Source organism: Nodosilinea sp. LEGE 06152 (assembly GCF_015207525.1).
Lineage (GTDB): Bacteria > Cyanobacteriota > Cyanobacteriia > Phormidesmidales > Phormidesmidaceae > Nodosilinea.
In genome coordinates this window covers 429,592-449,055 of the sequence record NZ_JADEWR010000003.1, presented here as the reverse complement: position 1 = coordinate 449,055, position 19,464 = coordinate 429,592, and the positions used below count along the sequence as shown (strand labels likewise).

Here is a 19,464-nt window from a genome sequence, read left to right as displayed (position 1 = left end):
GTTGATTTCACAAATGGCTCAACCAAACTGGCTACGGCTAGAGCGTTACAGGAAGAAAGTTAGGCTACATACAGCGACCCCTATGGCTGACGTTACGCTTCATCTGATTTGCGGCAAAATTGCGGCGGGCAAATCTACTAAGGCGCGCGAGTTGGCGAGCCAGCCCAGGACGGTTTTGATCGCCCAAGACGAGTGGCTGGCCACCCTTTACCCTGGCGAACTGAACACCCTGGCCGACTACGTTTGCTACAGCACGCGCCTCAATACGGTGATGGGTATCCACATTGAAGCGTTGCTGAAAGCGGGGCTCTCGGTCGTCCTTGACTTTCCTGCCAACACCATTAAGAGCCGCCAGTGGATGAAAGCCATTGTTGAGCGCGCTGGGGTTGCCCATGTTCTGTATTACCTTGACGTGCCGGATACCAAGTGTAAGCGGCGGCTGCGCCTGCGCAATGAAAGCGGCACTCACGAATATGCGCCCACTGAGGCTGATTTTGACCAGTTCACCAGCTATTTTGTGCCGCCCGCCCCTGAAGAGGGCTTTAACGTGATCACCATCCGTAGCTAAAGGGGCTAGATCCACCCCGGCAGCAGCCAGCGGCGGTGAAGCGATTCTAGCGGGAGGGGCAGGCCCAGGTAGAGCGGTAACCAGAACCAAAAGCTGAGGGCGATCGCACCCAGCAGCACCAGGGCCAGCGGGCGATCGCGCGACGTCTCTAGCCACTGGGCCATCAGCCAGGCTAGCCCCAGGGTGCCAAAGGTGGCCAGACCCATGGCGTGGTACAGAAACGTGCAGCGGCTCACCAGTGCCCAGGGCAGCCAGTTGGCCAGGTAGCTGAGCAGAATAAACGGCACTACAGCATGGGTTGGTAGGGGCGCAGCATGCTGTGCCCCTGCGGAGACCCGTCGGGCCAGCCAGCCCAGGGCCAGGGCCAGAATCGCCGCCGTCGATAGCCACCACAGCACCGGGTTGCCCATCGCGTGGATGCTTATGGCCATACCGTCGGTGCGTTCGTAAAAGTAGGCCACCGGACGCGCCATCAGCGGCCAGCTGTGCCAGGGCGAACAGTAGGCGTGGCTGGCTGCCGTCGCGATCGACTGGTGAGTTGACCAAAGTCGCTGGTGAATGCCTACCAACGATTGGCCCGTCATCACCACATGCGGCAGCCATAACAGCAGGTAGGTCGCCAGCGGAACTATACCCAGGTAGGCTACCCGTCTGCGCCAGGAACGTAGGGGCAAACGGTTGTTTGCCCTTTCGAGGTCTCCAAAGCGCACCGGGGTTTCTGAGTTCAGGTTCTCAAATTCTGTTGGCATTGCCGCGAATTGGGAGGGCGAATCACCATTCGCCCCTACGGGGTTGGTGGTTTTAGGCAAGGTGATCGAACTTGGACTGCGGTTGAAGTCTATTTCCCACAGAACCAGGCCCAGCCAGAACCCGGCCCAGTTCCACTTCACGTTGATGGCGGCTCCAAGCGAGATCCCCGCTAGGCAGCGCCAGACCGAGGGATGCTGCGATCGCTCCGCCCTGACCCACACCCACTGGCCCAACAGTCCCAGGGCCAGCCCATAGATATTGATCAGCGCCAGACGCGACTCCACCAGGGTCAGCCCTTCCAGGGTCATTAGCAATCCGGCTAACAGGGAGAAGGTGCGACGGCGCTGGGGTGGGTATCCATAGCTGAGGGCAAAGGCCAGCGCCGCCGACAGTACCGGAATCGTCGCGCCCACGATCGCATTCAGCCAGCGAAAGGCGAGGGGACTGACCAGCGCACCTTCTACTGTTACCGTGGGCCAACCCAGCCAGGCGGCGGGCCACTGCCCCAGCCAAATGCCCAGGGCGATCAGGTATTTGGCCAGGGGCGGGTGGGCGTCGAAGCTGGGCGTTCCCTGCGAATAATTAAGGGCGAAGGGGACGTAGTAAACTTCGTCGAAGACTAGCTCGTGGATGCGACCCAGGCCAGCCAGACGCAGGCTGAGGGCGATCGCCCCCAACCCCAGCATCCAACCCCAGAGAGGCACCCGGCGCACTATTGCCCTTGGGCAGCCATGCGCTGCTTCATGCGATCGCGAAACGCCGCCAGCTCCTCCGCTGAAGGTTGAGTCGTCTGCCAGGCGGGGCGATTCATCAGGCGGCTGGTCCAGGCTTGTAGGGTGGGATAGTTGGCCATCGGTAAGCCCAACTGCTCAAACCAGGGGGCAAAGGTGCCGGCCACCACATCTGCCAGGGTGAGCTGATCGCCGCAGAAAAAGGGGCCATCCCCTAGTTTGTCGGCGTAGAATTTGAGTACAACTTCAGCCTTTTGCTTGGCCTGGGCGATCGCCTCCTCTGGGTCTTGGCCAAAGCCCATCATCTGTTTGATCAGCGGGTTGATGGCGGGTACCAGCTCGTTCACCGTCACCATTTCGACCATGCGCAGGGTGGCTACGCCTTTGGGATCGGTGGCCAGTAGCGAGGGGCTGGGGTATTGCGCTTCCAGGTAGTCCAGAATGGCGAAGGACTCGATTACCGTAAAGCCATCATCCACCAAGACCGGAATGTGGTGAAAAGGGTTGAGGCTTAGGAAGTCTGGCTTAAGCTGGTCACCCCCGAGATTTAGCACAATTGCCTCGAAGGGCAAATTTTTCTCTAGCAGCGCTACCCAGACGCGGCGGGAGTTAACCGACAGCGGGGTATGGTAAAAGGTCAGCATGATCAAACCTTGCCTCAACAGGCCGAATGTCTGTGATCCAGCATTCCACAGGAAGCCCTCTGATCCCCATGATTTACCCGCAATGAGTTACGTTCGCCCCAACATTGCCGCCATGGCTGGCTACGTGCCGGGGGAACAGCCCCGCCCCGGTTCAAACATCATCAAGCTCAACTCCAACGAAAATCCTTACCCACCGTCGCCCCAGGTGATTGAGGTGCTGCGGCATTTCGGAGATGAGCTGCTCAGGCGGTATCCTGACCCCTTTGCCCGCAATTGCTGCCAGGCGATCGCCGATGTTCTAGGCGTACCGACGGACTGGATCATTGTCGGCAACGGCAGCGACGATCTGCTGAATCTGCTAGTGCGCGCCTGTGCCGACGACCTGGCCCGACCGATTGTCTACCCCACCCCGACCTACGTGCTGTACCGCACCCTAGCGGCGCTGCAACCCGCCACCGTGGTCGAGGTTCCCTATCCCAACGATTTTCAGTTTCCCTTGAAGGAATTGGTGGCGGCCCAGGGGGCGATTACGTTCATCGCTACTCCAAACAGTCCCTCGGGTCATATCGTGGCACTGGATGACTTACGAAAACTGGCCCAGCAAGCCTCAGGCCTGGTCGTGGTAGATGAGGCCTACGTGGATTTTGCTGAGGGTTCGGCGCTGTCGCTGGTGCAGGAATTTGACAACGTGGTGGTGCTGCGTACCCTCTCGAAGGGCTATGGGCTGGCGGGCCTGCGACTGGGGTTTGGAATTGCCCACCCCAAGCTGTTGGCTGAGCTGTTTAAGGTGAAAGATAGCTATAACGTGGATGCGATCGCGATCGCCCTAGGCACAGCGGCCATGCGCGATCAGGCCTACAAAAACGCCTGCGTAGACAAGATTAAAACCTCGCGGGCAGCGTTGACCCAAGAACTGCGGCATCTGGGGTTCACCGTGCTCGATTCCCACGGCAACTTTGTCTTGGCCACGCCGCCTCAGGGCAACGCCGAGCACCTGTATCTGGCCCTAAAAGAGCAGGGCATTTTGGTACGCTACTTCAAACAACCCCGGTTAGACGACAAGCTGCGAATTTCGGTGGGCACCGAGGCGCAAAACCACGCGCTGATCGCGGCCCTTGCCCGTCTAACCCACGCCTCGTAATTGCTATGACTGAGTCAGGGACCGTTTATATTGTTGGGGCCGGGCCGGGGAGCATTGACTACCTCACCCTGCGGGGGCGCGAACTGCTGCAGCGGGCCGAGTGTTTGGTGTATGACGCGCTGGTGGATGAGGGGCTATTGGCGCTGTTGCCGAAGGGGTGCTATCGCATCGATGTGGGCAAACGCGGCGGCCAGCCCAGCACTGCCCAGTCCGACATCACTCAGCTCCTGGTCAGGCTAGCTCTAGAAGGGCGTCAGGTGGTCCGGCTTAAAAGCGGTGACCCATTTATCTTTGGCCGCACCGCCGCTGAGGTGCAGGCCCTCAACGAAGCAGGTTGCCCGGTGGAAGTGGTGCCAGGCATTTCGTCAGCGCTGGCCGCTCCCCTTCTCGCGGGTATTCCCCTCACCGACCCGGTGTGGAGCCACGGTTTTGGCGTCTTTACCGCCCACGACCCTGACCTACTCGACTGGCCCACCCTGGCCCGACTGCGCACCCTGGTGCTGCTGATGGGCAGCCGCCACCTCGAAGAGATTGTCCACCGGCTACGCCAAAACGGCTGCCGAGGCGACATGCCGGTGGCCATTATTCGCTGGGGCGGCCACAGTCAGCAGCAGGTGTGGGAGGGCACCCTGCTTACCATTCCCCAGGTGACGCGGGGAGAAACGCTGTCGCCCTGCGTGATTGTGTTTGGGGAAGTGGTGCGGCTGCGTCCGTATTTGGAGGCACCTCAAGGTCAAAATTCAAAATTCAAAATTCAAAATTCTGGGGAGAACCCCGTAGCGGTGCATTGCTTCGCGAATGCACCCTACGCACCCCCTCTCCCCCTCTCTCAAAAGACCATCCTGATTACCCGGGCGGCCGAGCAATCTAGCGCCTTCGCCGACCTGCTCACCGCGCAAGGGGCAACGGTGGTTGATTTACCTGCCCTGGAAATGCGATCGCCGTCGAGCTGGGTCGGGCTGGATGGGGCGATCGCGGCTCTCCCCAGCTTCCAGTGGCTGATTCTCTCCTCGGCCAATGCGGTGAATTTTTTTGTCGATCGCCTGCTGGATCAGGGGAAAGATCTGCGCGCCTTGAGTAGGCTCAAGATTGCCGTAGTGGGCCGCAAAACGGCGGCGGTGCTGAGAAAACGGGGGCTGGTGCCCGACTTCATTCCCCCCGATTTTGTCGCCGATTCCTTGGTGGATCGCTTTCCTGAGGCGGTGGCGGGGCAGCGGCTGCTGTTCCCTAGAGTGGAAAGCGGTGGTCGGGAGGTGCTGGTGCAGGAGTTTACCGCCGCCGGGGCCGAGGTGGTGGAGGTGGCGGCCTACGAATCAGGCTGTCCCGAATTTGCCGATCCACAGGCTTTGGCAGCGCTGAAGCAGGGCCGGGTGGATGTGATTACCTTTGCCAGTTCTAAAACCGTGGTGCATACGGCTCAGCTTTTAGAACAGGCGTTGGGCGCGGGCTGGCGCGAGGTGTTGAAAGGGGCGGCGATCGCCTCCATTGGCCCCAAAACCTCAGACAGCTGCCGCGAGATTCTGGGCCGGGTCGATATTGAGCCAGCGGAATATACCTTAGACGGGCTAACGGAGGCGATCGCCGCATGGGCCAGCGCATCATAGGGCTAACCGGGGGCATTGCCACCGGCAAGTCAACCGTGTCAGACTACCTGGCGCGGCAGCACCACCTACCCGTGCTGGATGCCGATATCTACGCTCGCCAGGCGGTGGAGCCGGGGTCGGCGGTTTGGAGGGCGATCGCCGACCGCTACGGGGAATCCCTGCTTCACCCCGACGGCAGCTTGAACCGGAGCAAACTGGGGGAAATTGTCTTCAACCAGCCCGCCGAGAAGACCTGGCTAGAGCAGCAGATTCACCCAGTGGTGCGCCAGCACTTTGAGACAGCGATGGCTGCACTGAGCGAGGCTGCGATCGTGGTGCAAGTTATCCCGCTGTTGTTTGAGGCAAACTTAACTGCTCAGGTAAGCGAAATTTGGGTGGTGACTTGTTCCCGCGATCGCCAGCAGCAGCGCCTGATCGAGCGCAACGGCCTCAGCCTGGAGCAGGCCAACGCTCGCATTCAGAGCCAGATGCCCTTGGCAGACAAGGCGGCTTTAGCGAATGTGGTGATCGACAATTCTGCCGACTTGCCCACCCTATTTCGTCGGGTGGATGAGGCGTTGCAGCACGTCCCCGAGGGCGGCTGAGTCTAGGGCATTGTCGGGCTTGGCATAGGCAGCGTAGGGGCTACCCTGGGTTGGCCCCTGGTGCCGCAGCCACAGCGCACAAAGGGTGGTGCGAGAGGGCACATCGGGCCAAAGCTTTTGGTGATTTGACAGGTCGAGCACAGTGGCCAGGTCGGTTTGGCGCTGGAGCCAGTGGCGCAGGGGAGCGCTGTTGCCCTGCGCCCAAAAGGGGTCGAGCAGTACCCCGCAGCGACCGCCGGGCCGCAGGAGCTGCAAACTGCGTTCTAGAAACAGCCGCGACCAAAAAAGCCGTCCCTGGCTTTGGCCCTCAGGCCCCGAGCTGCTGTGGGGATATTGGTCGCAGCGGCGCAGGTAGTGGCTCAGCCAGGTGAACTGGCCCCGATACTCGGCCCAGGCTTGGGTGAGGTCGGGGTCGATGGTGAGCACCGGCTGGCGGTTGTGCAAGAAGGTCGAGGGGGCAACGTTTTTTTGCTCAAATAGGGTGGCGTAGCGTTCTACAAACCCGGCGTGGGTAGCCTCTACCACCCCGCGCGGAAAGTGGCTGAGCACCATATCAAAGCCGCCCTGGTCGCGCAGCCGGGGGTGAAAATAAAACCCCCAGTGAAAGGGCTGGGCCGCATCGACATCGGTTTGGCTGAGGGGGCGAGTAGGGCGATCGCCTGCCGGATCGGGCACCCGCAGGCCCAGTTGTTGGCTGCCCTCGCTCCACAGCAGGTGGGTGAGCTTGCTTTGGGCAATGGCGTTGAGTTCGTCGAGGCGATCGCGCAAAAAGTCGGCCTGGGCGTAGGCGGGCACGCTGCCCACCTCGGCCAGCAGTTGGGTCTGGCTGCGGTAGTGCTCCAGGCGCACCTGGCGCTCAGCCAGCACCGACTGATAGCTGTCAGCGATCAAGGGTTGGAGCAGGTTGCCCTGGAGAGGAGTCTCTGGCTCTGGGGTTTTTGCCTTTGCTCCGCGCCTGGGCTGCACCTGGTCAAATCGTTCGTCATCGACCCGCACTAGACCGACTAAAGCATTGCCCCGAAGGATGGTCAGGGTGAGGTCGGGCAGGGTGGTGAGTTCTGTGGGCTGGGTGGTGTGCTGCACGCCCGCTAGCCACAGCCGCAGCCGGGCTAGCTCTACCGCTGAGGGCCACAGGTCGAGGCCGTAGAGCGCGTGGGTGGCCAGATGCTGGTACAGGCTCAGGTCGGGGCTCTCATTGTGTTTTTGGGGGGACGCTTTGGCCCAGCTGGGGACAGTTTTGGTGGAAGTTTGAGTGGCGATCGCCCGCAACCGTTGGGCTAACTCCATTAGCTGATTCAGCGCCGCCACCAAAAAGCGCCCCGACCCACAGGCGGGGTCGAGCAGGGTGAGTTGCCCCAGTTCGCTCAACAGCGCCCCGGCCTCGGTGGGGGAGAGTTCCTTGAAAAGCTGATCGGTGGAACGATGGCGACGCCCAGTCAGCGCCTCGGCCCGATCGAGTAGGGTGGCGTGGATGGTGCGATCGCACAGGGCCTCCAGCAGCGGTTCTGGCGTCGCCATGGCAGGCCCACCATGGCCATTCACCGCCTGCTCTAGCAGTATGCCCAAGCCCGCATCTAGCCCGGCGGGAGCCGCCATGACATCGGCCAGCCAGTGGAGGGCTGGCTCAAAGGCCGCATCGGGCAGGGGCACATGGCCCCAGCGCTGGTCTAGCTCGGTGAACCGAAACGGCCCCATAGGCACAAAGGGTAGCAGCCCAAACCGCTGGTTTAACGCCGGGGGACGTTCCTCCACGGGTAGGGTAAAGCCTTGCTGGCACAGGGGTTGCAGCACCTGGGCAAAGAACCCATCCCGCTCGCGCTGCTGGCTCTGGCCAAACTGATTGTGCAGGTACCACTCGTCACCGCTCAGATAGCCCCGCTGTTGTAGAGCCACCACGGCAATCAGCCGGGTGAGCAGCACCGTAGCATAGTGACGGCGTTGGTCGCCTGGCAATCGGGTCAGGGCATCGGTCAGCGCTTGCCAGCTCTGGTGTAGGCCTGCCGCCAGGGCCGGGGTGACGGGCTGCTCTACCGTAAGGCCCATAGCACCTAAGTTGAGGGGGATTGTTTGGCCGCCATGGCGTAGTCGCGAAAGCGGTTGAGGTCGTCTTGTAGAGTGGCTTCGACCAGACGACCCAGGAACAGCCCATCCATCCACTTGATGACGGCGGGCACCGAGTACGACACGGTGAGCTTGACGGTAGACTGGCCTTCTTTGCGATCGTAAAAGCGAATGGCACCCCGGTTAGGCAGGCCGTCGATCGCCTCCCACTGAATAATTTGGTGGGTGACCAGGTTGGTGATCTTAGAGCGCCAGGTAAACTCTAGACCCCGCGAGGCCAGCTTCCACTCGGAAATTTCGGGGTCGGCATCGGAGACTTTGACGGAGTCGATCCACTTCATCCAGCGGGGCATCTGCTCCAGGTCAGACCACAGATTCCAGGATGTTTCTACCGGCACATCGACATCTACCGCTACGCTGTGATCGAGCCATTCACCCATAGTTTACCCCTGCCGTTAGTTAAGGCTGTGCCGATGGCGAGCTGCGAAGGCCATTGCAAAAGACAGGTGCGATCGCAAACTCAGTGCCAATGCGCTATTCCGTGCCAGCACTGAGCCTATTCTACCCGTATTTCTGCGGACGCACTTTATCCTCAACTCCTTGGCTCGGACTACAGCCATCAGGGCAACAGTTGTCACAACGACGGGTCATGCCGCAACTACCAAGATTACAGCTTCCAGAACAGTAGACACTGCACTGGCGCAAGCCTTGCGCCCCTATTGGCCCCTATTGGTCTGACTTGCGCGCGATCAAGGTGCGGTGGCGGGGGTCGCTGGGCACCGTGAGGGGCGACTCAAAGCCAGCCGCTACCAGGGCGGCTTCTAGATCAAAGGTGTAGTAGTCGTCGCTCCAGGGTTCTGTGCTTTTCATCAGCGTAAACAGAACCGGGGGCAGAGCCTGAATAACGGGGGACTGGGGGTTGTTGTCGACAATTGCCAGGGTACCGCCGGGGCGCAGCAGGCGCAGGGCCTCGGCAAAAATGGCCTGGGTAGCGGTACGGGGTAGCTCGTGGGTGACAAACTGCATCGTCACCACATCAAAGGAGGCATCGGAAAAGCCGGTCGATTCTGCGGCGGCGTGCACCCACTGGGCAATTTCGTGCTGGCTGTCCTGGGCCTGGGCGACGGCCAGCATGTAGGGCGACAGGTCAAGACCTACGGTGCGCACCGAATTTTTTTGGCTGTAGTGACGATGGATGGCCAGCGTCGAAATACCCACCGAGCAGCCAACATCAAGCACGTCGTTGACCTGCTTGGGGCTGTGCTGGTCGAGAATGTCTAGAAAACTCTGCCGCAGCCGGGCCTGGGCCTCCTGCCAGGACAGATCTTCCTGGGGCCAAATGCGCAGGGCCATGGCGTAGGTGGCGGGGGCGGCCTCAAAGGCGGCTTGCCAGCACAGGTTGCCCTCGCTGTAGGCATGAAAGGGCACCCGGTAATAGTCGGGATAGACCACCGCCGGGTTGGTCAGCGCATCTAGCCGCTGGTGCATTGCGGGTGTATCGAGCGTGACGCAGGTTTGCCGCCAGGGGACGCCGTTTTTCTCGGCGGTTTTGATCATCACCTGGCGGGCCTGGCGTTTCATCAGCGCGTAGAGAGCGGGGGTGTGAATGGCGCGGTTGACGAGCCGCGAGAGCAGGTCGTCGCCAGCCCAGTCGGGCTTGAGTTTGGTCGTCGTCATGAAGGTGCTACGGGGTTTTAGACTAATGTACCGGATTCACGGGTTGGCCCGATACGGCTCTGTACTGATGCCCGGCCAGGTTAGGATATCGACATAGCGAGAGCGATGAGATGAATTGAATGCCTACCAATGTTCTACCGCTTCATACGCTGAACCCTTTGGGGCGGTTTTCTGACCGCGCCCAAGACTATGCTCGCTATCGACCCAGCTATCCCGACGAGGCGATCGCCGCCATTTTGGCCGACCTAGGCGACCCACGATCGCTGGTGGTTGCCGATATTGGAGCTGGTACCGGCATCTCGAGCCGACTGCTGGGCGATCGCGGCCCCAAAGTAATTGCCGTAGAGCCCAACGCCGCCATGCGCGAGGCCGCTGCGCCCCATCCCCAAGTGAGCTTTCAGATCGGCACCGCTGAGCAGACCGGTCTGGCCGATCGCTCTGTGCATATTGTGACCTGCTGTCAGTCGTTTCACTGGTTCAATGCCCCGCCCACCCTGGCGGAGTTTAACCGCATTTTGCACCCCGGCGGGCGAGTCGCCCTGCTGTGGAATGACTGGAATTTGAGCGACCCCGGCACCGGAGCCTATCGTCAGATTATTCAGGCGGCAGCGACTCGCACCATTAACCATAGCGACCACTCTCAATCGGTTAAGGCGATCGAGCAGCAGGCTGGGTTTTCGCCCGTGCGCCATCTTAGCTTTGCCTACGGGCAGACCCTAACGCTGCCTGAGGTGGTGGGGCGATCGCTCAGCTCGTCCTACATTCCTAAGGAAGGCAGGGCACACGCGCAGTTTTTAGATACCATTGCCGCCTGGCATAAGACCTGGGCCGCGTTCGACGGCAGGGTCCATTTGAAGTACATCACCAACCTTTACCTGAGCGAAAAGGTGGCTCCAAGCCTGAGTGAGGATGGCCCGAACTCAGCTGAATCGATCTGACCAACTTGTCTAGAAACGCCGCTGAACGTTTGCTACTCCCCGAGGGGAGAACGGTCGTAGTGGTGGAGCAGGTCGGCGGGATCGTCATAGATGGCGATCGCACCCGCCAGATCTTCGTCGCTAAAGCCGCCGGAGCGTACGGCAATAACGCCTACCCCAGCCTTGCTGGCGGCCTCAATGTCGTAGGGAGTGTCGGCCAGCATAACCACGCGATCGGGGGCCAGCTGAGCCTTTTTCAACGCGGCTTCGACAATGTCGGGGGCGGGCTTAGAGTTTTCGGCATCGCTGGAGGTGGTGGCTTCGTGGAGCAGATCGTCAACCTTGGCCACTTCTAGCATGACCGACAGTTCTTTAGGGCTGGCGGAAGTGGCAATGATCACATGCAGGCCGTCGTCCAGCAGTTTTTGCACCAGCGATCGCGCCCCGTCGGTGGGCTTTAACTCCGGGCGATACTTGTTTAGAACGAGTTCTTTGTGCTCGCTGGCGATCGTCTTGCCGGGTTCTTCTTCCTCGTTGAGGTCTGGAAAGAGCTGGGGTATGAGTTGGTCGCCCCCCATTCCCATCAGCGGTCGGATCTGGTCAAATGGCACCTCATAGCCGTGGTTGGCAAAGGCCTCAACCCAGGATTGGGCGTGGGCATCGTTGCTCAAAACCAGTGTGCCATCGATGTCTAAAATAACGCCGTCGAGGGCCATGTCTGCTCCTTCCAACCGTGGGTGCCCCCATCTTGCCAGGAAGGACGCGAGTGTACATCTTCCGAGAGGTACGTCTATCGGCGGTTGGTCACTACCAACGGCGAGTCACCAGCAGACCCTAGCGCGCACAGCAGCGATCGTCAAATAAACTATTCGGATTTGGTTGGGGCAGCTACTTTTGCACCGCCGTAAAGCCGCCGTCAACCACCAGGTTGTGCCCGGTCACAAACGCAGCCCCGTCGGAGCACAGCCAGACCACGGCCTCGGCAATATCGGCGGGGGCACCAATCCGCTGTAGCGGAATTCCAGCCGCCACCTGGTCGAGCATTTCTGGCGGTGCTTCGGCCCACAGGTCGGTTTTTATGGCCCCAGGGCTCACGGTATTGATGCGAATGCGATCGGCAGAATACTCCGCCGCCGCCGCCCGCGACAGGGCAATTACGCCAGCCTTTGCCGCGCCGTAGGCCCCATATCCAGCCACGCCCAGCAGTGCGCCCTGGGACGATATATTGACGATCGCACCACCCCCCGACTGCTGTATGGCCGGAATTTCGTACTTCATCGACAGCCAAACCGATTTGAGATTGGCGTTGATTTCAAAATCCCAGTCGGCTTCGGAGAGGTCAGCAAGTTTACCCGATGTTCCAGAGCCAGCGTTGTTAAAGGCGTAGTCGAGGCGACCGTAGGTTTCAACGGTTTGCTTGACCATCGCTTCAACGTCAGACGCCTGGGTGACATCGGCCTGAATAAAGACAGCATCGCCCTGGACGGCTTTGATCAGTTGAACGGTTTCTTCGCCCTTGTCGGGGCGACGGGCGACCACGACCACCGTTGCGCCCGCTTTGCCAAAGGCGATCGCAGTGGCCCGACCAATGCCAGAACTTGCCCCGGTCACGATCGCAACGTTGCCAGCCATCGAAGTCATGGGTTACGCTCCTGGGTTACACAAGGCTGCTCTCAACCTAGTTCAGTCAGCGTTTTTGGGCTGTTCGCCCGACTACCCAACGAGTCTACCGCAGCGCCGACTCTAGCTGGTGCTGCTCCCAGAGGTCGCGGTAGAGACCGGGGCGCTGCACCAGGTCGCGGTGGCGGCCCTGCTGCACAATGTGGCCCTTGTCCATGACAAAAATGCGATCGGCGGTGGCGGCGGCAGACATTTGGTGCGAGATAAACAGCACGGTTTTTTGCTGGGTGCCCGCCGATAGCTCTTTGAGAATGGCGGTGGCGGTGCGGTTGTCCACGCTAGAGAGGGCGTCGTCGAGCACCAGAATGGGGGCATCGATCACCAGGGCGCGGGCTAGGGCGGTGCGCTGGCGCTGTCCACCCGAGAGGGTGATGCCGCGCTCGCCGACGATGGTGCTGTACTGCTGGGGAAAGTTGGCGATTTCTTCATCCATTTGGGCCTGTTTGGCGGCGTGCTGCACCTCAGGGAACTCCATCATCGGATCGCCGTAGCGGATGTTGTTCTGGATGCTGGTGCTAAACAGAAAGCTGTCCTGGGGTACGTAGGCGATCGCCCGTCTCAGGTCCGCCAGCGGCAGCTCGGTCACATCGTAGCCATCCAGGTAGAGCTGGCCGGGGCCAATGTCGAGCAGGCGCGGCAGGGCGTTGGCCAACGTCGACTTGCCCGAGCCGATCGGGCCTACGATCGCAATTTGCTCTCCAGGCGCAATCTTAAAGCTCACCTCATTGAGGGCGGGGGTTTTGCTGTCGGGGTAGGCGTAGCTGAGGTTACGGGCTTCCAGGGTGCCCTGCACCTGCTCCAGCGGCAGGGGAATGGCGCTGGGGGCAGTTTGCACGTCGGGTTTGGCATCGAGAATTTCTTCGACCCGGTTGATGCTGACCTCGCCGCGCTGGTAGGCGGTAATGGTAAAGCCCAGCAGCGCCGTGGGGAACACCAGCCGCTCAACGTAGAGCAGCAGGGCGACAAAATCGCCCACGGTCAGCGCTCCACTGGCGATCGTCCCGGCCCCAGTGGCCAAAATCACCAGCAGACTAATGCTGGCCAGCCCCCCCAGCAGCGGAAACAGCGTATTGCGGGTGCGGGCCAGCTTCAGGTTGGCGTCGAGCAGGCTGGTGTTGCGGCGGTTAAAGGCGCGACGCTCGTTGTTCTCCTGAGCATAGATTTTGATCAGCGAAATGCCGCTCATGTCTTCTTGGATCAGGTCGCTGAGGTCTGAGATGCGCTCCTGCACCGTGAGCTGCTCATTGCGCAGGCGATCGCTAAAACTCTGCACCAGCACCAGCATCAGCGGGTACACAATCAGCGAAATCAGCGTCAGCCGCACGTTGATCGACAGCATGACCGGCACCGTCAGGGCGTAGGCAAACAGCGTGTTGGCCAAACTCAAAATGGCAAACCCCAGCAGGCGGCGAATATTGTCGACATCGCTGGTGGCGCGGCTGATCAGCTCTCCGGCCGTATTGCGGCCAAAGTAGGCGGGCTCCATGCGCAGCAGGTGCTCAAAAATGCGCTGCTTGAGGTCAAACTCCACCTGGCGACCCACCCCAAATAAGGTAATGCGCGACACCATGCGAATCACCCACATCACCGAGGCCAAAATCAGCACCGTCAGCACGTAGTACAGAATGCGGTTGAAGCTGAAGGTAACCTGTAGCTCGTCAATGCCGTTGCGAATCAGCAGCGGAATCCAGACCCCCACCAGGTTGACAATAAACAGCGCAGCCACCCCCAGGGCCGCCTTGTGCCAGTGGGGCCGCAGGTAGGTGCCCAGTTTTTGTAGCTGCGATCGCGCCATAATTTCTGCCCTAATTGCCCCCCTATCCTAGACGAATTTGAGGGGCCGCATCCCAGACTGGCAGACCTAGGGCAGGGTTTCAACCACCTGCTCCCACTGCATACTAAAGGGCGGCAGCCAGCCCCGCAGATAGTAGTAAAAGGCGCTCAGCAGCTCGTTCCAGTAGCGCGACGTCAGCGCCAGGGCGTTGACATCGGGCACCAGGTCGGCCAGGCGCGCCAGGGTGTCGCGGCCCGTTTGACCAGGGGTGCTGTACAGCTCGGTGGGGGCGGCCACCACCTGCAGGCCCTCATTTTCAAAGGCCAGGGCGGCGCGGCGCATGGTGAGGGCGGGGGCCACCAGCACCACCCGGTTGGCCGTGCGGTTGTTGCGATCGGTGTCAAAGGGGCCACTGCGCGCCGGCGCGCTAAACAGGCCCTGCTCACTTAAAAAAGCTTCTTGATCGACCACCGCAGCGCGAATGTCGGTGCCCGTATTCTGCACCCGAATGCTTTCGGCGGGCACGCCCCGGCCGGTCAACTGCTGGCGAATCGCCTGCCGAAGCGGTTCTTGCTCTTCGGGGCTGCCATACCGCGGCCCAGCGGTGACGGTTACGAAGGGGCGGGCCGCACTAATGCGGTTATAGATATTGGCGGTGCTGTTTAGGCGGGCCACCAGCGCCGGGTCGAGGGGGCTATCGGCGTCGATGCGGCTGCTGAGGGCGTTGGTGAGGCGGTAGGCATCGGCGTTTTCGCCAATAACCACCAGCGATACGGCCCGGTCAATGGGAACTTGATCAATAGCGGGGCAAATGTCACTACACAGCCGCCGCTGGCTCAGGTAGGCCCGCTGCACCGACTGTTCAGAATGGTTGACCAGCGCCCGCGCGATCAGGGGCATGCTGCTAAACAACAAAATTAGCAGCGCTACCGTCACCAGGCGCGGCCCCTGTTTTTTAAAGTCGCCCCCCAGCGACAGCGCCAGTAGCGTAATCGTCGCGCCTAAGGGGGTGAGCGGAAACGCCAAAAACTGCCAAAATACCCCAATGGTGCTGTCGTCAGGGAACAAAAAAGCGGCGGCAATCAGAGCCAAAATCATCGCTCCGCCAAACCAGGTGAGAAAGTTGGCCGGAATAAACTTTCTCAGAATCCACCACAGAAAGTAGCCGATGCCAAGCCACAGCAGCAGGCGGGTCAGTAGGTTGAGAATGTCCATGGTCGGGTCTGCACTGGAAGGTTGAGCGCTGTCAGGAGGGGCGAGAATCGCGGCGGCGGGGACGGGGGCATCAGCCCCGCAGGAACTCTCTGCAAAGCATACTTCAGTAACCAAAACTCGGGGTGTTTGCGACCCCAATCGGCCCCAAGTTTCTCCCTGGGGTGCGGGATTTTTGGGCGCAGGCCCAAGGTTCGGACGCGGTTTCGTTCTGTGTTAAAAGGAATGGGTAGCCACAAGTACCGGTTATGAGATCCCTGAACATCCCCTGGAAAGCGGCTCACTGGCCCGACGGCTGGACGGTGAGCGTTGCTCTGATCGCTCTGGTGATGCTGCTGCCGGTGGCTATTATTCTCGCCAGTTTGTTTACCAACTCCAGCGATGCCTGGGGCCACCTGGCGGCCACGGTGCTGCCCGAGTACGTTCGCAACTCGCTAGTGCTGATGGTGGGCGTGGGGCTGGGGGTGCTGGCGATCGGGGTGAGCACCGCCTGGCTGGTGAGCACCTGCCAGTTTTGGGGCCGGCGCTGGTTTGAGTGGCTGCTGCTGCTGCCCCTGGCCGCGCCCGCCTACATCTTGGCCTACGTCTACACCGACACGCTGGAGTATTTTGGCCCGGTGCAGACGGCCCTGCGCGGCTTGTTTAGCTGGCAGCGGGCGACAGACTACTGGTTTCCCAACATTCGCTCGGTGGGCGGGGCGATTTTGCTCTTTAGCCTGACGCTGTACCCCTACGTGTACCTGCTGGCGCGGGTGGCCTTTTTAGAACAGTCAACCGCTACGCTAGAGGCGAGTCGCTCTTTGGGCTGTGGCCCCTGGCGCAGCTTTCGCGCGGTGGCACTGCCCCTGGCTCGACCGGCGATCGCCGCCGGTACTGCCCTAGCCCTAATGGAAACCCTGAACGACTTTGGCACCGTGGCCTACTTCAGCGTGCCGACCTTTACTACAGGCATCTACCGCACCTGGTTCGGCATGGGCGATCGCCCGGCGGCGGTGCAGCTCTCGGCGGTGCTGCTGCTGTTTATCTTTGCGCTGGTGGTGCTAGAGCAGCGATCGCGGCGACAGGCCCGCTACTACCAGGGCATGGGGCGATCGGTATCCCAGGCGCGCCACGAACTGAGGGGGCTGCGGGCGGTGGGAGCCTGGCTGGCCTGCGCCGCCCCGGTGCTGCTGGGGTTGGTCATTCCCACCGGGCTGCTGCTGGCGATGACGGTTCGCAACGCCGAGGCTACCCTGAATGGCGACTTTGTGGTGCTCGGGTTTAACAGTTTGGTGCTGGCGGTGCTGGCGGCGGTGCTGGCAGTGCTGCTGGCGCTGGTGATGGCCTACGGTCTGCGGCTCAACGGTACGTCGTTTTTGAGAATGACGGTGCAGGGGGCCAACCTGGGCTACGCCGTACCGGGGGCGGTGATTGCCGTGGGCACGCTGATTCCGCTCGCCGGGTTTGACAATGCGATCGACGCCTGGATGCGCCAAACCTTCGGTTTCTCCACCGGGCTGCTGCTCAGCGGCACCATTATTGCGCTGCTGTTTGCCTACCTGGTGCGGTTTTTGGCGGTCAGCTTTGGCGCGATCGAGGCGGGCTTGGGCAAAATTAAGCCCTCGATAGACGATGCCGCCCGCAGCCTGGGCCAAACCCCCAACCAAACCCTGATGAAAGTTCACCGCCCACTGCTGGGCAGCAGCCTGCTCACCGCCGCCATGCTGGTGTTTGTGGATGTGATGAAGGAACTGCCCGCCACGCTGATCGTTCGCCCGTTTAACTTCGACACCCTGGCGGTGCGGGTCTACCAGTACGCCGCTGACGAGCGCCTGATCGAGGCCTCGGCCCCGGCCCTGGCGATCGTGGTGGTGGGGCTGCTGCCGGTGCTGTGGCTGAGTCGGCAAATCGCCAACGAGGGAAACCCCTAACCTGTAAGGCATTTTGCTAGGGCTACGATATCAGGCATATTCGGGGATGGAGCCAGGTTAACCATGTCTAGCCTGCTAATTAAATCCGCTGAGACACTGTTACCGATCAATCTTTCATCACTTCTTGCCTTACCGCAGATGAGTGATGAGCAGTTCTACGATTTTTGTCGAACGAATCCTGACCTGCGGATTGAGCGGAACGCAAACGGAGAAATTGTCGTGATGCCGCCAGCATTTTCTGATACCGAAAACCGCAACGGCAGAGTTTTTCGGCAGCTCTATGTTTGGGCAGAAGCCGATGGTACTGAGGAAGTCTTTGACTCTAGCTTAGGCTTTACGCTACAGAATGGTGCCATGCGATCGCCCGATGCAGCATGGATTTTGGTTGACCGCTGGAACAGGCTAGAACCTGAACAACAGGCATCGTTTGCCCCGATCGCGCCTGATTTTGTTGTAGAGCTGCGATCGAGTAGTGATACCTTGGCGAGTCTGCAAGACAAGATGCCAGAATACGTTGCTAATGGGATGAGGTTGGGGTGGTTAATTGATCGCAAGCACCGTCAAGTTCATGTCTAGCGGGTGTCGGTGCGATCGCTAAACAGCGCTACGACTATCACCGCGCCGGTGGGTTGTTGTTAGAGGGCACGATTAGCCTGGTCCTCATAAACCTGGGGCAAGGCAATATCCAGACCTATGCTGTCGAGAAACAAACTGTCCTCAGCGGCGACTCCAGAAACCTCACCCACTGTAGTCACCAGCTTCCAGTTGTCTCGCTCATTGCGGCGGTAGCACTCCACCAAAATGCGGTCGGGGTCGAGCAACACGTACTCTTGCGGGGTTTCGATCTGGCGATGGCGACAAACTTGTAGCCGCGATCGCAAGGTATGTTCTCCTTCCCTCATACCGCCTGGTACGCGAAACAACACCCGACCTTTGCTGATGCTTCAGCCTTTGTCCGCCGTTATTTGTAGGCTTTCCAACGTATTCAGACACTACGGGATGAGCCTGAATACGTCAAAGTCCCTCGCACTATCTTCGACACCTGGGCCGAGTTACTCTGCCATGCCGCTTGATTGGATAAAGTCGAGCTGAGCCAAGGCTACCTGGGGCGATCGCCACAAAGCCATGCCGACCTTAGCCCATTACAGAACTATGGCTTGAGATAAACTAATGGGCGGAGCGAGACTCGAACTCGCACAACCGAAGTCGCCACATTTTGAGTGTGGTGCGTCTACCAATTCCGCCATCCGCCCTTGGATGAACCACTATTATACCGATCTGGCGAACTTTTCACCAGTGCAAAGTAATCTTGCGTGCTGGCCCAGCGGTCGATTTCCCTGGCTCGCAGTACAGGCACCGGGTGAGTTAAGTCTTGGGTGCGAACTTGTCGCAGAGCGTCGCCCAGAGCGTCGGCGCTAATGGCATCGTAGGTGCGGGCCTGGTCAATAAAGGCATCGACATTGAGCTGGTTAACCAGCGAGGGTGAGCCGCCGCAGAGCTTCATGAGCAGAGAGGCCACAACGCGAGGGTCTTGGGCCACCAGCAGGGCAGCGCGATCGCAGGTAAACTCGGCACAGCGCACCCACTCCATCAGCTGGCTTTGAAGGCTTTGAGCCAGCACCTCTCCCAGGGGCAGACTGCCCGCCGCCAGGGTCAGCAGGTTGGCCAGGGTGAGGTACACGCTGTGCTCACACTTGAGGTGGCCCAGCTCGTGGGCGATCACCGCCTGGGTTTCTTCCGGCGTCAGCAGCTCCAGCAGTGCCGTGTGGATGACGATGAAGGGCTGCTCGCCGCGCATGGCAAAGGTGTAGGCGTTGGGCACCGGGTTTTGGCGCACGTAGAGCTGAGGTACCTCTAGGTCAAGAATGCGGCAGGCTTCGACCAGCGACTGGTGCAGGTCGGGCAGCTGGCGATCGCTCACCTGCAAGCTGGAAGCCAAGTGGTCGAGGTGAAAAAAACGCTCTGCCAAGGGAGCCAAGGCCATGCGCACCATCACGTCGAGCCCCGGCAGCTGCTTCAGGGCGCGAGTAGCTTGAAGATCGAGGGGATGGCGAAACTGGTCGGCGCGCAGCCCAACCAGAAGAGTTTTGCCGGTCATAGTTCAGGAGCTATTCAGTGCCTTCCATCGTAGCTTGGGGAAAACGACTTGGCTAAATAGGCGGTTTTTGCCCACGAATTCCCTAGCATTGCTCAAGCTGAACAGCTCTGCAA

17 protein-coding genes, 1 tRNA gene and 1 pseudogene are annotated in these 19,464 nt (G+C 60.4%); 7 read left to right on the top strand and 12 right to left on the bottom strand.

What is annotated here, in order from left to right:
• The first annotated feature begins 82 nt into the window (after positions 1–82).
• Positions 83–568 carry an ATP-binding protein gene (locus IQ265_RS06820; protein ID WP_194051811.1) on the top strand — a complete coding sequence of 162 codons (486 nt, stop codon included), beginning with the start codon at positions 83–85 and terminating at the stop codon, positions 566–568.
• A gap of 5 nt (positions 569–573) precedes the next feature.
• Here the strand turns inward: IQ265_RS06820 and IQ265_RS06815 are convergent, their stop codons facing one another.
• Entirely contained in the window at positions 574–2,022 is a 1,449-nt protein-coding gene (locus tag IQ265_RS06815) for a phospholipid carrier-dependent glycosyltransferase (protein WP_194051809.1), read from the bottom strand.
• Between the two features lie 8 nt (positions 2,023–2,030).
• Complete coding sequence (locus tag IQ265_RS06810) at positions 2,031–2,693, bottom strand: glutathione S-transferase family protein (RefSeq protein ID WP_194051807.1); 663 nt, start codon at positions 2,691–2,693, stop codon at positions 2,031–2,033.
• A gap of 82 nt (positions 2,694–2,775) precedes the next feature.
• Between IQ265_RS06810 and hisC the strand changes: the two genes are divergently transcribed.
• Genes hisC through coaE form a run of 3 tightly spaced genes read left to right on the top strand, consistent with a single transcriptional unit; the run spans position 2,776 to position 6,022 of the window.
• The gene (gene hisC / locus IQ265_RS06805) at positions 2,776–3,834 is read left to right on the top strand and encodes a histidinol-phosphate transaminase (protein WP_194051805.1); all 1,059 of its coding nucleotides are present in this window, start codon (positions 2,776–2,778) and stop codon (positions 3,832–3,834) included.
• Positions 3,835–3,839: 5 nt separating this feature from the next.
• Positions 3,840–5,438 (top strand): uroporphyrinogen-III C-methyltransferase, encoded by a 1,599-nt coding sequence (gene cobA / locus IQ265_RS06800; RefSeq protein WP_194051804.1) that lies wholly within the window; start codon positions 3,840–3,842, stop codon positions 5,436–5,438.
• A complete protein-coding gene (gene coaE / locus IQ265_RS06795) occupies positions 5,420–6,022 on the top strand; it encodes a dephospho-CoA kinase (RefSeq protein ID WP_194051802.1) in 603 nt (200 codons plus the stop codon). The genes cobA and coaE overlap by 19 nt, the downstream gene beginning before the upstream one ends.
• Here the strand turns inward: coaE and IQ265_RS06790 are convergent.
• The 3 genes from IQ265_RS06790 to IQ265_RS06780 all read right to left on the bottom strand — a co-directional run bounded on the left by IQ265_RS06790 (position 5,972) and on the right by IQ265_RS06780 (position 9,760).
• Positions 5,972–8,065, bottom strand: coding sequence for a DNA methyltransferase (locus IQ265_RS06790; RefSeq protein WP_194051800.1), 2,094 nt, complete (start codon positions 8,063–8,065; stop codon positions 5,972–5,974). The genes coaE and IQ265_RS06790 overlap by 51 nt on opposite strands.
• A 5-nt stretch (positions 8,066–8,070) precedes the next feature.
• Positions 8,071–8,523, bottom strand: coding sequence for an SRPBCC family protein (locus IQ265_RS06785; RefSeq protein WP_194051798.1), 453 nt, complete (start codon positions 8,521–8,523; stop codon positions 8,071–8,073).
• A 286-nt stretch (positions 8,524–8,809) separates the two neighbouring features.
• Entirely contained in the window at positions 8,810–9,760 is a 951-nt protein-coding gene (locus IQ265_RS06780) for a class I SAM-dependent methyltransferase (RefSeq protein WP_194051796.1), read from the bottom strand.
• A gap of 119 nt (positions 9,761–9,879) precedes the next feature.
• On the opposite strand from IQ265_RS06780, the gene IQ265_RS06775 reads away from it, so the two are divergent.
• On the top strand, positions 9,880–10,698 hold the full coding sequence (locus IQ265_RS06775; protein WP_194051794.1) for a class I SAM-dependent methyltransferase: 819 nt from the start codon (positions 9,880–9,882) through the stop codon (positions 10,696–10,698).
• 32 nt (positions 10,699–10,730) lie between these two features.
• Here the strand turns inward: IQ265_RS06775 and IQ265_RS06770 are convergent, their stop codons facing one another.
• The 4 genes from IQ265_RS06770 to IQ265_RS06755 form a co-directional block, all read right to left on the bottom strand.
• Complete coding sequence (locus tag IQ265_RS06770; RefSeq protein WP_194051792.1) at positions 10,731–11,393, bottom strand: HAD family hydrolase; 663 nt, start codon at positions 11,391–11,393, stop codon at positions 10,731–10,733.
• Positions 11,394–11,565: 172 nt separating this feature from the next.
• Positions 11,566–12,318, bottom strand: a complete 753-nt coding sequence (locus IQ265_RS06765) for a glucose 1-dehydrogenase (RefSeq protein ID WP_194051790.1) — start codon at positions 12,316–12,318, stop codon at positions 11,566–11,568.
• 85 nt (positions 12,319–12,403) lie between these two features.
• The gene (locus IQ265_RS06760) at positions 12,404–14,152 is read right to left on the bottom strand and encodes an ABC transporter ATP-binding protein (protein WP_194051788.1); all 1,749 of its coding nucleotides are present in this window, start codon (positions 14,150–14,152) and stop codon (positions 12,404–12,406) included.
• A 66-nt stretch (positions 14,153–14,218) separates the two neighbouring features.
• A complete protein-coding gene (locus tag IQ265_RS06755) occupies positions 14,219–15,460 on the bottom strand; it encodes an ElyC/SanA/YdcF family protein (protein ID WP_194051786.1) in 1,242 nt (413 codons plus the stop codon).
• Between the two features lie 131 nt (positions 15,461–15,591).
• On the opposite strand from IQ265_RS06755, the gene IQ265_RS06750 reads away from it, so the two are divergent.
• The gene (locus IQ265_RS06750) at positions 15,592–17,253 is read left to right on the top strand and encodes an iron ABC transporter permease (RefSeq protein WP_194051784.1); all 1,662 of its coding nucleotides are present in this window, start codon (positions 15,592–15,594) and stop codon (positions 17,251–17,253) included.
• A 63-nt stretch (positions 17,254–17,316) separates the two neighbouring features.
• Positions 17,317–17,826 (top strand): annotated as a pseudogene (locus tag IQ265_RS06745) (Uma2 family endonuclease); the annotation flags it as partial.
• A gap of 62 nt (positions 17,827–17,888) precedes the next feature.
• On the opposite strand, the gene IQ265_RS06740 reads toward IQ265_RS06745, so the two are convergent.
• The 3 genes from IQ265_RS06740 to IQ265_RS06730 all read right to left on the bottom strand — a co-directional run bounded on the left by IQ265_RS06740 (position 17,889) and on the right by IQ265_RS06730 (position 19,351).
• Positions 17,889–18,155: a Uma2 family endonuclease gene (locus IQ265_RS06740; RefSeq protein ID WP_194051780.1), complete on the bottom strand. Its 267-nt coding sequence runs from the start codon at positions 18,153–18,155 to the stop codon at positions 17,889–17,891.
• A gap of 269 nt (positions 18,156–18,424) precedes the next feature.
• Positions 18,425–18,506 (bottom strand) — tRNA-Leu (locus tag IQ265_RS06735).
• Positions 18,485–19,351 (bottom strand): M48 family metallopeptidase, encoded by an 867-nt coding sequence (locus tag IQ265_RS06730; RefSeq protein WP_194051778.1) that lies wholly within the window; start codon positions 19,349–19,351, stop codon positions 18,485–18,487. The genes IQ265_RS06735 and IQ265_RS06730 overlap by 22 nt, the downstream gene beginning before the upstream one ends.
• Between the last annotated feature and the right edge of the window lie 113 nt (positions 19,352–19,464).

Bases quoted from the DNA above. Each gene is read 5' to 3' on its own strand.
- IQ265_RS06775 (WP_194051794.1), top strand. From the start codon at position 9,880: ATGCCTACCAATGTTCTACCGCTTCATACGCTGAACCCTTTGGGGCGG.
- hisC (WP_194051805.1), top strand. From the start codon at position 2,776: ATGAGTTACGTTCGCCCCAACATTGCCGCCATGGCTGGCTACGTGCCG.
- IQ265_RS06765 (WP_194051790.1), bottom strand. From the start codon at position 12,318: ATGACTTCGATGGCTGGCAACGTTGCGATCGTGACCGGGGCAAGTTCT.
- IQ265_RS06780 (WP_194051796.1), bottom strand. From the start codon at position 9,760: ATGACGACGACCAAACTCAAGCCCGACTGGGCTGGCGACGACCTGCTC.
- IQ265_RS06790 (WP_194051800.1), bottom strand. From the start codon at position 8,065: ATGGGCCTTACGGTAGAGCAGCCCGTCACCCCGGCCCTGGCGGCAGGC.
- IQ265_RS06730 (WP_194051778.1), bottom strand. From the start codon at position 19,351: ATGACCGGCAAAACTCTTCTGGTTGGGCTGCGCGCCGACCAGTTTCGC.
- IQ265_RS06740 (WP_194051780.1), bottom strand. From the start codon at position 18,155: ATGAGGGAAGGAGAACATACCTTGCGATCGCGGCTACAAGTTTGTCGC.
- coaE (WP_194051802.1), top strand. From the start codon at position 5,420: ATGGGCCAGCGCATCATAGGGCTAACCGGGGGCATTGCCACCGGCAAG.
- IQ265_RS06760 (WP_194051788.1), bottom strand. From the start codon at position 14,152: ATGGCGCGATCGCAGCTACAAAAACTGGGCACCTACCTGCGGCCCCAC.
- IQ265_RS06750 (WP_194051784.1), top strand. From the start codon at position 15,592: ATGAGATCCCTGAACATCCCCTGGAAAGCGGCTCACTGGCCCGACGGC.
- IQ265_RS06820 (WP_194051811.1), top strand. From the start codon at position 83: ATGGCTGACGTTACGCTTCATCTGATTTGCGGCAAAATTGCGGCGGGC.
- cobA (WP_194051804.1), top strand. From the start codon at position 3,840: ATGACTGAGTCAGGGACCGTTTATATTGTTGGGGCCGGGCCGGGGAGC.
- IQ265_RS06770 (WP_194051792.1), bottom strand. From the start codon at position 11,393: ATGGCCCTCGACGGCGTTATTTTAGACATCGATGGCACACTGGTTTTG.
- IQ265_RS06785 (WP_194051798.1), bottom strand. From the start codon at position 8,523: ATGGGTGAATGGCTCGATCACAGCGTAGCGGTAGATGTCGATGTGCCG.
- IQ265_RS06810 (WP_194051807.1), bottom strand. From the start codon at position 2,693: ATGCTGACCTTTTACCATACCCCGCTGTCGGTTAACTCCCGCCGCGTC.